The 13,581-nt window shown below is 72.5% G+C and carries 11 protein-coding genes; 4 read left to right on the top strand and 7 right to left on the bottom strand.

Annotated elements, in window-relative coordinates; translation table 11 throughout:
- Window positions 1-4: 4 nt before the first annotated feature.
- The 4 genes from ACIQPR_RS30995 to rsmH all read right to left on the bottom strand — a co-directional run bounded on the left by ACIQPR_RS30995 (window position 5) and on the right by rsmH (window position 5,243).
- The gene (locus ACIQPR_RS30995; protein ID WP_403655632.1) at window positions 5-1,525 is read right to left on the bottom strand and encodes a UDP-N-acetylmuramoyl-L-alanyl-D-glutamate--2,6-diaminopimelate ligase; all 1,521 of its coding nucleotides are present in this window, start codon (window positions 1,523-1,525) and stop codon (window positions 5-7) included.
- 161 nt (window positions 1,526-1,686) lie between these two features.
- Complete coding sequence (locus ACIQPR_RS30990) at window positions 1,687-3,657, bottom strand: peptidoglycan D,D-transpeptidase FtsI family protein (RefSeq protein ID WP_403654973.1); 1,971 nt, start codon at window positions 3,655-3,657, stop codon at window positions 1,687-1,689.
- Window positions 3,658-3,662: 5 nt separating this feature from the next.
- A complete protein-coding gene (locus ACIQPR_RS30985) occupies window positions 3,663-4,241 on the bottom strand; it encodes a septum formation initiator family protein (protein WP_403654971.1) in 579 nt (192 codons plus the stop codon).
- A 45-nt stretch (window positions 4,242-4,286) separates the two neighbouring features.
- Window positions 4,287-5,243 (bottom strand): 16S rRNA (cytosine(1402)-N(4))-methyltransferase RsmH, encoded by a 957-nt coding sequence (gene rsmH / locus ACIQPR_RS30980; protein WP_403654969.1) that lies wholly within the window; start codon window positions 5,241-5,243, stop codon window positions 4,287-4,289.
- 337 nt (window positions 5,244-5,580) lie between these two features.
- Here rsmH and ACIQPR_RS30975 point away from each other — a divergent pair, with 337 nt between their 5' ends.
- The 4 genes from ACIQPR_RS30975 to ACIQPR_RS30960 all read left to right on the top strand — a co-directional run bounded on the left by ACIQPR_RS30975 (window position 5,581) and on the right by ACIQPR_RS30960 (window position 11,137).
- On the top strand, window positions 5,581-6,129 hold the full coding sequence (locus tag ACIQPR_RS30975; RefSeq protein WP_403654967.1) for a beta-class carbonic anhydrase: 549 nt from the start codon (window positions 5,581-5,583) through the stop codon (window positions 6,127-6,129).
- A 228-nt stretch (window positions 6,130-6,357) separates the two neighbouring features.
- The gene (locus tag ACIQPR_RS30970; protein ID WP_403654965.1) at window positions 6,358-7,395 is read left to right on the top strand and encodes an AAA family ATPase; all 1,038 of its coding nucleotides are present in this window, start codon (window positions 6,358-6,360) and stop codon (window positions 7,393-7,395) included.
- A complete protein-coding gene (locus tag ACIQPR_RS30965) occupies window positions 7,395-8,759 on the top strand; it encodes a DUF58 domain-containing protein (RefSeq protein WP_403654963.1) in 1,365 nt (454 codons plus the stop codon). The genes ACIQPR_RS30970 and ACIQPR_RS30965 overlap by 1 nt, the downstream gene beginning before the upstream one ends.
- Window positions 8,756-11,137, top strand: a complete 2,382-nt coding sequence (locus ACIQPR_RS30960; protein WP_403654961.1) for a DUF3488 and DUF4129 domain-containing transglutaminase family protein — start codon at window positions 8,756-8,758, stop codon at window positions 11,135-11,137. Before ACIQPR_RS30965 ends, ACIQPR_RS30960 begins: the two co-directional genes overlap by 4 nt.
- Before the next feature lie 130 nt (window positions 11,138-11,267).
- Here the strand turns inward: ACIQPR_RS30960 and ACIQPR_RS30955 are convergent, their stop codons facing one another.
- The 3 genes from ACIQPR_RS30955 to ACIQPR_RS30945 all read right to left on the bottom strand — a co-directional run bounded on the left by ACIQPR_RS30955 (window position 11,268) and on the right by ACIQPR_RS30945 (window position 13,408).
- Window positions 11,268-11,663, bottom strand: coding sequence for a DUF3040 domain-containing protein (locus tag ACIQPR_RS30955; RefSeq protein WP_403654959.1), 396 nt, complete (start codon window positions 11,661-11,663; stop codon window positions 11,268-11,270).
- Window positions 11,664-11,940: 277 nt separating this feature from the next.
- Window positions 11,941-12,711: a methyltransferase gene (locus ACIQPR_RS30950; RefSeq protein WP_403654957.1), complete on the bottom strand. Its 771-nt coding sequence runs from the start codon at window positions 12,709-12,711 to the stop codon at window positions 11,941-11,943.
- Between the two features lie 157 nt (window positions 12,712-12,868).
- A complete protein-coding gene (locus tag ACIQPR_RS30945; RefSeq protein ID WP_403654955.1) occupies window positions 12,869-13,408 on the bottom strand; it encodes an SAV_6107 family HEPN domain-containing protein in 540 nt (179 codons plus the stop codon).
- Between the last annotated feature and the right edge of the window lie 173 nt (window positions 13,409-13,581).

Below are 13,581 nucleotides of genomic sequence, written 5' to 3'. Positions count from 1 at the left end.
ATTCTCATCCCTGGGTGTTCTGGATGGCTTCGCGGAGCACCTGGCGGTCGTCGAAGGGACGGACCACTCCGGCGATGTCCTGGCCCTGCTCGTGGCCCTTGCCCGCGACCAGCACGGTGTCCCCGGGCCGCGCGCGGGCGACGGCGGCGGCGATGGCGGCGGCCCGGTCCTCGAAGACCTGGACCTCGCCGCGCTCGTGCGCGGGCACGGACGCGGCGCCCTGGAGCATGGCCGCGAGGATCGCGAGGGGGTCCTCGGAGCGGGGGTTGTCCGACGTCAGTACGGCGGTGTCGGCGAGCCGGGCGACCGCCGCCCCCATGGGCTCGCGCTTGGTCCGGTCCCGGTCCCCGCCGCAGCCGAGCACGACGTGCACCTTGCCCTCGGTGACCTTGCGCAGCGCGCGCAGCACCGATTCGACGGCGTCCGTCTTGTGGGCGTAGTCGACGACCGCGAGATACGGCTGCCCGGCGTCCACGCGCTCCAGGCGCCCCGGCACGCCCGGCACGGCGGCGACGCCGTCGGCGGCGAGCTGCGGGTCGAGGCCCGCGGTGGCCAGGGCGGCGATGGCGGCGAGGGTGTTGGCCACGTTGAAGGAACCGGCCAGCGGCGACCGCGCGGTGATCAGCTCGCCCTTGGGGCCGACCGCGGTGAACGTCGAGTCCATGGGGCCGATCTCGACGTCCTGGGCGCGCCAGTCGGCGTCCGGGTGGCCCTCGGCGGAGTAGGTGGTCACGGGGACCGTGGCCTCGCCCGCGAGCCTGCGGCCGTACGCGTCGTCGAGGTTGACCACTCCCTGCCTGCTGCGCAGCGGGGTGAACAGCTGCGCCTTGGCCTGGAAGTAGTCCTCCATGTCGGAGTGGAACTCCATGTGTTCCGGGCTGAGGTTGGTGAAGACCGCGATGTCGAAGACACAGGCGTCGACCCGGCCGAGGACCAGCGCGTGGCTGGAGACCTCCATGGCGACCGCGTCGACCCCGCGCTCGCGCATGACCGCGAACAGGGCCTGGAGATCGGTGGCTTCGGGGGTGGTGCGCTCGGACTTGATGCGCTCGTCGCCGATGCGGGTCTCGACCGTGCCGATCAGACCGGTGGACCGGACCGTTCTCAGGCCGCCCTCCACGAGGTACGCGGTGGTGGTCTTCCCGGAGGTGCCGGTGATGCCGATCTGGAGCAGGTCGCGGCCGGGGTGGCCGTAGATCGTGGCCGCCAGTTCGCCCATCCGCCCGCGCGGGTCCGCGACGACCAGGACCGGCAGGCCCGTCGCGGCGGCCCGGTCGGCGCCGGCCGGGTCCGTCAGGACGGCCACGGCGCCGAGGCCGGCCGCCTGGGCCACGAAGTCGGCGCCGTGCAGGCGGGCGCCGGGCAGCGCGGCGTACAGGTCGCCGGGGCGGACGGCGCGCGAGTCATGGGTGATGCCCGTGACGTCGGCGGCCGTGGCCGGTTCGGCGGCGGCCAGTTGACCGGCGAGTTCCGCGAGGGGTGTGGCGGAGAGCTGCGCCGGCCTGGGCGGCCCCGGGTATGTCACGGATGCGCCCTTCTGGGGTGGTTGGGACTGATCGGCGGTTGGCACGGCGGTGAGCGTACCGGGCCCGCCCGCCTCGGAGCGAAGCGAGGGGCGGGGCTCGCCCTGGTTCCCGGAGTGGGAAGTGATCATGGTCACGGATCGGTTCCTGGCTGTTGCGCTGATCAGGGAGTGAAGGTCACGGGCAGGTTCGCGGCCTTCGCCCCGGTGGGCGGGACCTGGAGGGTCTTGAGGGCGAACTCCATCACCTGCTTGTAGATCGGTCCGCAGATCTGACCGCCGAAGTAGCTTCCGCTGGTGGCGTTCTGGATCGCGCAGTAGACGGTGATGCGGGGGTTGTCGGCGGGCGCGAACCCGGCGAACGACGAGGTGTAGCCCTTGTACTTGCCGGTGGCCGGATCCACGCGGTTGGCCGTGCCGGTCTTGCCCGCGACCCGGTACCCCGGAATCGCGGCCTTACCGCCCGTGCCCTGCTCGTCGTCCACCACGGACTCCAGCATCTGGGCGAGGGTCTTGGCCGTCTTCGCGCTGATGACCCGGGTCTTCTTGGGGGTGGCGGCCGGTGTGAAACGGCCGTCGGGCCCTTGTGTGCCGCGCACCAGGGTGGGTTCGACGCGGACCCCGCCGTTGGCGACCGTCGAGTAGACGGAGGCGGCCTGGAGCGCGTTGAGGGACATGCCCTGGCCGAAAGGAATCGTGTACTGCTGCGAGGTCGACCACGCGGAGGCGGGCGCGAGGATGCCCTTCGTCTCGCCGGGGAAGTCGAGCCCGCTGTAGCTGCCGATGCCGAACTTGCGCAGATACGAGTACAGGATCTCGTTGGCCTGCGCCTGCGTCTTGCCGAGCTGGCCGGCCGCCTCGATGGTGCCGATGTTGCTGGACTTGGCGAGGACGCCGTTGAGCGTCAGGTTCCAGGTCGCGTGGTCGACGTCGTCCTGGAAGAGCCGGTCGCCCCGGTGCAGCCGGTTCGGCACGACGACATGCGTCAGCGGGGTGGCCACGTTCTCCTGGAGTACGGCGGCCATCGTCATGACCTTGGCGGTGGAACCGGGCTCGTAGGCGTCCTGGAGGGCCGCGTTGCCCAGGGAGGCCGCGTTGGCCTGCGCGAGGTCGTTGGGGTCGAAGCCGGGCGCGTTGGCCATGGCGAGGATCTCTCCGGTGCGGGTGTCCTGCACTATCACGTACCCGCGGTCCGCCTTGGACTTCTTCACCTGCTCCGTGATGGCGTTCTGCGCGGCCCACTGGATGTCGCGGTCGATCGTCAGCTCGACGTCGGAACCGGGCACCGCGGGCGTCTCCGTGGAGCCCGCCGTGGGCACCTGGAGGCCGCCGGACTGCGCGTAGCGGACCTTGCCGTCCTTGCCGGTCAGGTCCTTGTTCAGCTGCTGCTCGATGCCGCCGCCGCCCTTGCCGTCGGCGTTGACCCAGCCCAGTATCCCGGCGGCGAGATCGCCGTTCGGGTACACGCGCTTGGTGGTGGGGACGGCGAGGACACCGGCAAGGACGTTGACCGTGGACGGGTCGGTTCCCGACTTCGTGATGAGCGCGCTCTTCAGGTCCTTGATCTGCTTCCAGACCTGCGGGGTCTGCCGGTTGGCGAGCACCACGTAGCGCAGGTTCTTGTTGGCGGGCCGGAGCTTCTTGACCAGTCCGGCCTGGTCCACGCCGAGGATCGGGGCGAGGAGGGCGGCGGCCTGTTCGGGCCCGTCGTCGATCTTCAGCTGCTTGCGGGTGAACAGCGTCGGGTCGGCGGTGATCGTGTACGCGTCCACGCTGGTGGCGAGGGCCACCCCGGAGCGGTCGGTGATCTCGCCGCGCTCGGCGGCCAGGACGTAGTCGACGTACCGGTTCTGCGCGGCCTTGGCGGCGTACGCGCTCGCGTCGACGGCCTGCACCTGGAGCAGGCGTACGACGAAGGCGATCAGCACCAGGGTCAGCGCGAGGCTGATCATGCGCAGCCGGGGGCGGGGGCTGCCGAGCCGGAGCGAGCGCGGGCCTCCTGGACGGCCCGACGCGGGAGGGGCGGACGAGGGGCGGCGGGCCGGGCGGGCTCCGGGCCCGGAGCGGCGGGCATCGGGCCGTTCGGACCTGGCCGGTCCGGGCACTCGGCGGCGCGGCGGTTCCCTGTCGGACACTTCCGTCACCTGCCGGGGGTAGTCGGGGCGGAGGGCTGGACTGGCGAGGACTGCGCGGCGGACGGCCGCACGGACACCGCGGACCGGGCCGGGGCGGAGGTGGCCGCAGGGGCCGCCGCGCCGGGCGCGGGGGTCGGGCTCGGGCTCGGCCTGCTGACGAGGGCCTCGGGGGCGAGGACGGCCGGCGTGATCACGGTCCTCTCCGCGGTGGCCTGCTCCGGGACACCCTTCACGGTGCCGTCCGGGTCGAGGAAGGCCGGGTCTCCCCCGGGCACCATGCCGAGTTCGTGGGCGCGGCGCTGAAGGGCGTCCGGGGCGGAGTAGGCGTCCACGTCCCGCTGGAGGGCCTGTTCCTCGTCGGTGAGGCTCTTGGTCTGCTTCTGGAGGTCGTCCAGCTTGAACTGCCCCTCGCTGAGCGCGGAGTTCAGTACGAGCAGCGCGATCAGGCCGCCGCCGAGGAGGAGGACGACCAGGAGGACGAACGGGGTCCGGGCCGCCTGGATCCCGCCCTGCTGCGCGGGCCCGCTGGGGAAGAGCCGCGCCAGCCGGGCGGCCCTGCCCCTCAGTTCGGGTTTCCTACTCACGTACGCACCCCGCACCCCAGCACCCCGCACCGACTTGGTACGTACTCACCCGATGTCCTCCCTGATGCGCTCGGCCCCCCGCAGCCGCGCGGGTGCCGCCCGCCGGTTCTCGGCGACCTCTTCCTCGGTGGGAAGTTCGGCACCGCGCGTCAGGAGCTTGAGCCGGGGCTGATACTGCTCGGGCACCACCGGCAGTCCGGGGGGCGCGGTATTGGCGGCGCCGGCCGCGAACACCTGCTTCACCAGGCGGTCTTCGAGCGAGTGGTACGACAGGACGGCGATCCGGCCGCCCACGGCAAGGGACTTCACGGCGGCGGGGATCGCCCGCTCCAGGACGGACAGTTCGCCGTTGACCTCGATGCGCAGCGCCTGGAAGGTGCGCTTGGCCGGGTTGCCGCCGGTGCGCTTGGCGGCCTGGGGCAGCGAGTCACGGATCAGCTCGACGAGCCGCGCGCTGTTGTCGAAGGGCTCCTTGTCGCGCTCGCGGACGACCGCGGACACGATCCGCTTGGCCTGCTTCTCCTCGCCGTACGCCCGCAGGATGCGGACGAGTTCGCCCGCCGGGTAGGTGTTGAGGACCTCGGCCGCGCTGATGCCGGTCGTCTGGTCCATGCGCATGTCGAGGGGCGCGTCCTGGGCGTAGGCGAAGCCGCGGTCGGCCTCGTCCAACTGCATGGAGGAGACGCCGAGGTCGAACAGCACGCCCGCCACGCGCGCGAGCCCGAGCCGCTCCAGGACGTCGGGCAACTCGTCGTAGACGGCGTGCACGAGGGTGGCGCGCTCCCCGAAGGGGGCGAGGCGTTCGCCGGAGAGGCGCAGGGCCTCCTTGTCGCGGTCGAGGGCGACGAGGCGGGTCTCCGGGAAGCGGGTGAGCAGTGCCTCGCTGTGGCCGCCGAGGCCGAGCGTGCAGTCGACGACCACCGCTCCCGGCCGCTCCAGGGCGGGTGCCAACAGGTCCAGGCACCGCTGGAGCATCACCGGAACGTGTCGACTGTTGCTCAAGGGGCCCTCTCAGATCCGGCAGGCCCGTACGCACCGCCGGGTCCCCGCCCGCTCGCGAAGAGGAGGCCCCGGAAAATCGCCGGGGTCTCCGGGAAAAGTCCAGCAGGGAGAGCCTCGCCTCCCGCTTCGCGCAACTTTAGTCCACGCTGTCTCACGGTCAATCAACCGGCCTGCGCGTCGCGGGCCGGGGTGCGCGCGAAGCCTCAGAACAGGATGAATCACCCACTCGGGTGCACCCCCGCCACCCGTGTGGGTTACCTCACAAGAGGACGCAATGACGCTCTTTTTCCCGTCCCGCACCGCGACCGCACCGCCGTTGACCAGTACCGTCATAGGTATGACGACCTCCGCATCCGTACCCACAGAGTCCGAAGGCGCCATAGCTCACGGCGGGACCGTGACCGACCGTCTGGTCGAGGCGAACGTCCAGTACGCCGCGGCGTTCACCGATCCCGGGATGGACGCCCGCCCCGTCCTCCAGGTGGCCGTGGTGGCCTGCATGGACGCGCGGCTCGACCTGCACAAGGCGCTCGGCCTCCAGCTCGGCGACTGCCACACCATCCGCAACGCGGGCGGCGTGGTCACCGACGACGTCATCCGCTCCCTCACCATCAGCCAGCGGGCGCTCGGCACCCGCAGCGTCGTGCTCATCCACCACACCGGCTGCGGCCTGGAGTCCCTCACCGAGGAGTTCCGGCACGACCTGGAGATGGAGGTCGGCCAGCGCCCCGCCTGGGCGGTGGAGGCCTTCCGGGACGTGGAGCAGGACGTCCGGCAGTCCATGCAGCGTGTGCGCACCTCACCGTTCCTGCTGCACACTGATGATGTGCGCGGCTTCGTGTTCGACGTGAAGTCGGGCCTGCTGCGCGAGATCGACCCCGCCTGACCCGCCAGCCCGCCCCGAAAAACTCCCGCCTGGGACCACCCAAAAGGTCGTAAGACCCGACAAAGCGAAGGCAGTTGTCCACAGGCGGATGACACGAACCGGTAACGGCAACAAGAATGCGGGTGTGGCGTCACGCGGAACTTTTCCCGCGTGCCGTCCGTGTTTCGGGGTGGGCCGGTCCGCACTGCGCGCGTCGGCCCATGGAAAGAACGGGCCGAGGAGGGCCGGGTGACGACCTATGACGATCGAGCGAGCCTTACGGATCTGACCGCCACTGTGGAGCGAGTCCGCAGTTCGGTGGAAGGAGTGATCGAGGGCAAGCCCGAGGTCGTACGGCTTTCGCTGACCGTGCTGCTCGCCGAGGGACATCTTCTGATCGAGGACGTCCCGGGCGTGGGCAAGACAATGCTGGCCAAGGCGCTGGCGCGGTCGATCGACTGCTCGGTGCGGCGCATCCAGTTCACGCCGGACCTGCTGCCCTCGGACATCACCGGTGTGTCCATCTGGGACCAGCAGCAGCGGGACTTCGAGTTCAAACCGGGCGCCATCTTCGCGCAGATCGTGATCGGCGACGAGATCAACCGCGCCTCGCCGAAGACGCAGTCCGCGCTCCTGGAGTCCATGGAGGAGCGCCAGGTCACCATCGACGGCCAGACCTACGAGCTGCCCAGCCCCTTCATGGTGGTCGCCACGCAGAACCCGGTCGAGATGGAGGGCACCTATCCGCTGCCCGAGGCCCAGCGCGACCGCTTCATGGCCCGGGTCTCCATCGGCTATCCCAGCGCGGAGGCCGAGTTGCAGATGCTGGACATCCACGGCGGGGTGAGCCCGCTGGACGACCTCCAGCCGGTGGCCCACGCGCACGACATCGTCAAGCTGGTCGAGGCGGTCCGCGGCGTCCATGTCGCCGACGCGGTGCGCAGGTACGCGGTGGACCTGGTCTCCGCCACCCGCACCCACCCCGAGCTGAGACTCGGCGCCTCCCCGCGCGCGACCCTGCATCTGCTGCGCGCGGCGAAGGCCTCCGCCGCCCTGAGCGGCCGTGAGTACGCGCTGCCGGACGACGTCCAGGCGCTCGCGGTCGCGGTCCTGGCCCACCGTCTGCTGCCCACCGCGCAGGCCCAGTTCAACCGCCGTACGGCGGAGCAGGTCGTCCAGGAGATCCTCCAGCGCACCCCCGTGCCCGCGGCGCCGCCGCAGCAGAGCGGCTACGGCATGGGCCGCGGCACCGCCTCCTACGGCGAGCAGCCGCCCCGGAGGCTGTGATGGCCGCCGGGGGGCCGCGCGTACCGGAGCCCGAGCGGGACGAGAAGGGCGGTGTCCGCACGGCCCTGGCGGGGCTGACCACCCGCGGTCGCTCGTTCCTGGCCGCCGGTATCGCGGCGGGCGTCTGCGCGTACGTCCTGGGACAGGGCGATCTGCTCCGGGTCGGACTGCTGCTGGCGGTGCTGCCGCTGGTCTGCGCGACCGTCCTCTACCGCACCCGCTACCGGGTCGCCGGCAGCCGCCGGCTCTCCCCCGCGCGCGTGCCCGCCGGCAGCGAGGCCCGCGTCCATCTGCGGATGGACAACGTCTCGCGGCTGCCCACCGGCCTGCTGATGCTCCAGGACCGGGTGCCGTACGTGCTCGGTCCGCGCCCCCGGTTCGTCCTGGACCGGGTGGAGGCGGGCGGCCGGCGCGAGGTGTCCTACCGGGTCCGCTCCGACCTGCGGGGCCGCTATCCACTGGGCCCGCTCCAGCTGCGCCTGACGGACCCGTTCGGGATGTGCGAACTGACCCGCTCCTTCTCGACGTTCGACACCCTGACCGTGATCCCGCGCGTGGAGGCCCTGCCCCCGGTCCGGCTGAGCGGCGAGGCCAAGGGCTACGGCGACGGACGCAACCGCTCGCTGGCACTGGCCGGCGAGGACGACGTGATCCCGCGCGGCTACCGCTACGGCGACGACCTGCGCCGCGTGCACTGGCGCTCCACCGCCCGCTACGGCGAGCTGATGGTGCGCCGCGAGGAACAGCCGCAGCGCGCCCGCTGCACGGTGCTCCTCGACACCCGGGGCATCGCCTTCGCCGGCCAGGGCCCCGACTCGGCCTTCGAGTGGGCCGTCTCGGGCGCGGCCTCCGTCCTGGTGCACATGCTGGAACGGGGCTTCTCCGTAAGGCTGTTGACCGACACCGGGAACTCGGTGCCCGGCGAGGGCGCCGACGGGTTCGCGGGCGCGAGCCAGGAGTCGGCGGACGCGGCCGGGCTGATGATGGACACCCTCGCGGTGATCGACCACTCGGACGGCGCGGGTCTGTCCCGGGCCTTCGACCTGCTGCGCGGCGGAAACGAAGGGCTGCTGGTGGCCTTCTTCGGCGACCTCGACGAGGAACAGGCGGCGATCGCCGCCCGGATGCGGCAGCGCAGCGGAGGCGCCCTCGCCTTCGTGCTGGACAGCGGCGGCTGGGTGCGCGAGGCGAGTGACGTACCCGGGGCTGAGGACGAGCGGGAGGAGCGGCTGCGGATGCTGCGCGACGCGGGCTGGACCGCCGTGGGCGTGCCGCGCGGCGCGTCCCTGACCGAGCTGTGGCGGCAGGCGGACCGCGAGCGCAACGGCATCACCGCCGCCGGTCTCGGGGAGGGACGGGGATGAGCGGGCGGGCACGACTGGCGCTCTGCGCCTGGGCGGCGACCATGCTGGCGGCCACCGCGCTGATCCCCCTGGTCTCTCCGGCGATCTGGATCTTCCAGGCCGGTTTCATGCTGGCGGTCCAGGCCGGGGTGGGCGCGGCGACCCGGCGGGTCCCGCTGGCCCGGCCGCTGACCGTCGTGGCGCAGGCCCTGGTCACGCTGCTGATGCTGACCCTGGTCTTCGCCCGCGAGCAGGCCCTCGCCGGGCTCGTGCCGGGCCCCGAGGCCTTCCAGCACTTCGCCGACCTGCTGCGGCAGGGCTCCGACGACGTCTCCCAGTACGCGATTCCCGCCCCGCTGCACGACGGCATCCGGCTGATGATCATCGGCGGTGTGCTGGTGATCGGCCTCGCGGTGGACACGCTCGCGGTCACCTTCCGCAGCGCGGCCCCGGCCGGACTGCCGCTGCTCGCCCTGTACTCGGTGGCGGCGGGCCTGTCGAACAGCGGCTACGACTGGCTGTGGTTCCTGTTCGCGGCGGCGGGCTATCTGATGCTGCTGCTGGCCGAGGGCCGCGACCGGCTCGCCCAGTGGGGCCGGGTCTTCGGCGGGGCGCCACGCACCGCCGCGGCTGCGGACTCCGCCGGGCCGCTCGCCCCGGTCCGCACCGGGCGGCGGATCGGCGCGGTCGCGGTGGCCATCGCCCTGCTGCCGCTGCCCACGATCTCGGGCGGTCTGCTGGACGCCGCCGGGACCGGTGTGGGCGCGGGCACCGGGGGCGGCGGCACGATCTCCGCCGTCAACCCGCTGGTGTCGCTGCGCGACAGCCTGAACGTGGACGAGAACCGCCAGGTCCTGTCCCTGCGCACCAACTCGAACGACCTGTCGGACATGTATCTGCGGATCGTGTCCCTGGACGACTTCGACGGCATCACCTGGAAGCCGTCGCAGCGGCACATCGAGAGCGTCCCGAACACCTTCCCCACCCCGACCGGTCTCGGCGCCGACGTCAAGCGCGCGGAGATCAAGACCCGGATAGCGGCCGCCGACTGGTACGCCCAGGACTGGCTGCCGATGCCGTATCCGCCCAGCCGCGTGGACATCAACGGCAGCTGGCGCTACGAACCCGTGGGCATGACGGTCGTGGGCGACCACGGGCAGAACACGCGCGGAGTGACCTACACGGTCACCAGCCTCGACGTGGAGCCGACCGCGGAGCAGCTGGCCGACGCGCCTGCCCCGTCGAAGGCCCTGGAGACCGAGTACACCAAGGTGCCGAAGTCGCTGCCCGCGGTGGTGGCCCAGACCGCCCGCCGGGTCACCGCGGGCTCGGCCAACGCCTACGAGGAGGCGGTCAAGCTCCAGGACTACTTCGCGGTGAACGGCGGCTTCCAGTACGACACCCAGGTGGACGTCGGTACCGGCCGCAACGCGATAGCGAAGTTCCTCAAGGACAAGCAGGGGTTCTGCGTCCACTTCTCCTTCGCGATGGCGGCGATGGCCCGCACCCTGGGCATCCCGGCCCGGGTCGCGGTGGGCTTCGCGCCCGGCACCCCGGAGGCGAACCAGACGGTGTCGGTGGGCCTGAAGGACGCGCACGCCTGGCCCGAGCTGTACTTCGAGGGCATCGGCTGGACCCGCTTCGAGCCGACCCCCAACCGTGGCTCGGTGCCGTCGTACACCCAGCAGACCACCCCCGGCAGCGACATCCCGGACCCGGCCGGCTCCTCGGCCGCGACGAGCGCCGCGCCCTCGGCCGCCCCCTCGGCGAGCGAGAGCTGCACGGCCCAGCTGAAGAAGCTGGAGGGCTGCACGAGCCAGGCCCCGGCGCTCGCGGCGGGCGACGACGGCAGGGGCCCGTGGTGGTACCTCCAGATGTCGCTGCTGGGCCTGGGCGCGCTGCTGCTGCTGACGATCCCGTTCTCGCCGATGCTGTGGCGGGCCCGGGCCCGCTCGGTACGGCTGGGCACGCACGGCCGTACGGCGGCCGACGCGGCCGTGCACACGCTGGCGGTCTGGGAGGAACTGACCGACACGGCCTGGGACTTCGGGATCTCGCCGGACGAGTCGCTGACTCCGCGCAAGGCCGCCGCCCGGATCGTGCGGCTCGGACATCTCGATCCGCCGACCGCCGCCTCGGTGCACCGGGTGGCGGACGCCGTGGAGCAGGTCCTCTACGCGCCCAGGCCGCAGCCGGCCGCGGGGCTCGCGCAGGACGTGCGCCGGGTGGTCGCCGGATTCCAGGGCACGACCGGCCGCTCCACGCGGCTGCGCGCACTGGTCGCGCCGCGCTCGACCGTCCGGGTGGTGTGGGCGCTGTCGGCCTGGCGGGCGTCCGTGACGGCGCGGGCGGCGGCGCTCCGGCCGACCCTGCGCAAGCCGTCGGGACAGCAGGGCTGAGGCGCCCCGCCACGGCACACGGGAGATGGCATACGTGAGGGGGTGACCACCGGTCGGTGGTCACCCCCTCACTCGTCCTGCGGGGCGTCCGGCTTCGGGCGGCGCGGCCGGGCCGCCGTTACCGGGCCTGCTACTGGCCCTGCTGCTCGTCGCGGCGGCGCTGCCAGCGCTGCTCGATACGGTCCATGACCGAGCGCCGCTGCCGTCCCTGACGGCCGGCGTGTCCAGCGCCCGCCGCGGGCTGTTCGCCGGGCTTGGGAGCCTTGCGCCAGCCGGTCACGGCGAGTACCGCGCAGCCCAGCATGACGAGGAAGCCCACCACGCTGACCCAGATCTGGAGCGTGACCATGCCGGCGATGAGGAGCGCGATACCTACGAGAAAGCCCGCCACCGCCTGGTAGACCCGTCGCCGGGTGTACGTGCGCAGGCCGCTTCCTTCGAGCGCTGTCGCGAACTTGGGGTCTTCGGCGTACAGCGCTCGCTCCATCTGCTCAAGCATTCGCTGCTCGTGCTCAGAGAGCGGCACGGAGTCCTCCTCATCGTGCAGTCGCCGGGGCGACCCGGGGGGTCCCTTCAGGATAGGCAGGGAATCGCCCCCGTGAAACCCGCCCCTCTACGCCAATTGGCCAACCGGAACCCGTCATGACTGTTCCGACTCGCTGAGGCTTCCATTCCCCGGCGGCCGTCCTGTCATGCCGGGCGGTCTCCCTCGATCATACGGCGCCTGGCCCGCGATCGGTGGGCCTGTGGCGTACTCCATGTGCGGCCGAGCCCCTGATCAGGGCTCCGCCACGGGAGGCCGCTCAGGCCTCTCCCGCACCCCGCGTCTCGCCGAGCACATGAAGCTGGGTGGCCACGGAGTGGTACGCCGGGAGCTCGGCCGCCGCGGCCTCCAGCTTGAGCAGCGCGTCCAGGGCTCCGGGCTCGGTGTCCACGAGCACGCCGGGCACCAGGTCGGCGAAGACCCGCACCCCGTGCACGGCGCCGACGTCCAGGCCCGCCCCCTCGACGAACGCGGTGAGCTGCTCGGCGGTGAAGCGGTGCGGGACGGGGTCGGCGGCGCCCCAGCGGCCGTTCGGGTCGGCGAGGGCCTGGCGGGCCTCCGTGAAGTGGCCGGCGAGGGCGCGCGCGAGGACGGCTCCGCCGAGTCCGGCGGCGAGCAGGCTGAGGACGCCCTCGGGGCGCAGCGCGGCCACCACCGTGCGGACGCCCTCGGCGGGGTCCTCGACGTACTCCAGGACGCCGTGGCACAGCACCGCGTCGTAGCCGCCGCGCTCGACCACGTCGAAGAGGCCGTGCGCGTCGCCCTGGACGCCCCGGACACGGTCGGCGACCCCGGCCTCGGCGGCGCGGCGCTCCAGCGCGAACAGCGCGTTCGGGCTGGGGTCGACGACGGTGACGCGGTGGCCGAGGCGGGCGACGGGCACCGCGAAGTTGCCGCTGCCGCCTCCGGTGTCGAGGACGTCCAGCGCGTCCCGACCCGTGGCCTTGACCCGGCGGTCGAGGGCGTCCTGAAGGACGTCCCAGACCACGGCGGTACGGAGGGAGGCGCGGGGGCGGCTCGGGTCCGACACGGCAGTTGACTCCTCGGCGCGGCACCGCCTGGGCACGGCGGAGCGATCGGGCTGCCTCCCGGCCCGGAGGCGGGCGGAGGGAGGGCTTCAGGCGCCTTCCACCCTATTGCCTCCGGTGCCGTACCTGGTCATGTGTCTCGCGCGGCGAACGGCGTGCTCACCCGGCGCGGTCCCCCGGCCGCTCCGGGTCCTGGCGCGGCTGGGGCAGCACCGGCTGGAGGACGAGCATCCGCTCCACCAGGCGCAGGAACATCGCCACGTCGCGTATGAGGTCGTCGGCGTCCCGGCGGGTCGCCGCGCCCTGGATGCCCGCCTCGGCCCGGGCGCGGCGCCGGGCTCCGGAGGCGAACAGGGCGCTCCACTCGGTGAGTTCGGGCGCTATCTCGGGGAGTACTTCCCAGGCGCTGCGGATGCGGGCCCGGCGCCGGGCGGTGGGCTCGGGCTGGGCGCGTGCGGCGAGGACCGCGGCGGCGGTGCGCAGGGCGGCGAGGTGGGCCGTCGCGTAACGCTCGTTCGGCGTTTCGAGGACGGCCGCCTCGTCCAGTCCGGCGCGGGCCTGGGCGAGCAGGTCGAGGGCGGCGGGCGGGGCCGTGGCCCGGCGGAGCACGGGGTGCACGTCGCTCGCCGGGCCGGTCAGTGAGGGGGCAGGGCCGGAGGCGCGGCGCCGGCGGGCGGCGGCTGCGGACGAGTTGGCCATGACGAACCTCCTGTCGTCGTGTGACGGCACGCCCTGTCAGGTAGTGCCGTATGTGCCCATCGTGAGCTATGGCACTGACAATCCGTTCTGACCTGCGCTTTTGCTTCGATCGAAGGTTCGCGTTAGTTTTTGCACTGACCAGTCAGTTCAAAAAGATTTCGACATCAGGGGAT

It is taken from the genome of Streptomyces sp. NPDC091280, assembly GCF_044768565.1.
In the GTDB taxonomy this organism is placed as follows: domain Bacteria; phylum Actinomycetota; class Actinomycetes; order Streptomycetales; family Streptomycetaceae; genus Streptomyces.
Note: the sequence above shows the minus strand (reverse complement) of the source record. Positions and strands in the feature narration are given on the sequence as shown.

What these genes read in the sequence shown, in the direction of transcription:
- ACIQPR_RS30975 (WP_403654967.1), top strand. Translation starts at nt 5,581, where the DNA reads ATGACGACCTCCGCATCCGTACCCACAGAGTCCGAAGGCGCCATAGCT.
- ACIQPR_RS30945 (WP_403654955.1), bottom strand. Translation starts at nt 13,408, where the DNA reads ATGGCCAACTCGTCCGCAGCCGCCGCCCGCCGGCGCCGCGCCTCCGGC.
- ACIQPR_RS30965 (WP_403654963.1), top strand. Translation starts at nt 7,395, where the DNA reads ATGGCCGCCGGGGGGCCGCGCGTACCGGAGCCCGAGCGGGACGAGAAG.
- ACIQPR_RS30960 (WP_403654961.1), top strand. Translation starts at nt 8,756, where the DNA reads ATGAGCGGGCGGGCACGACTGGCGCTCTGCGCCTGGGCGGCGACCATG.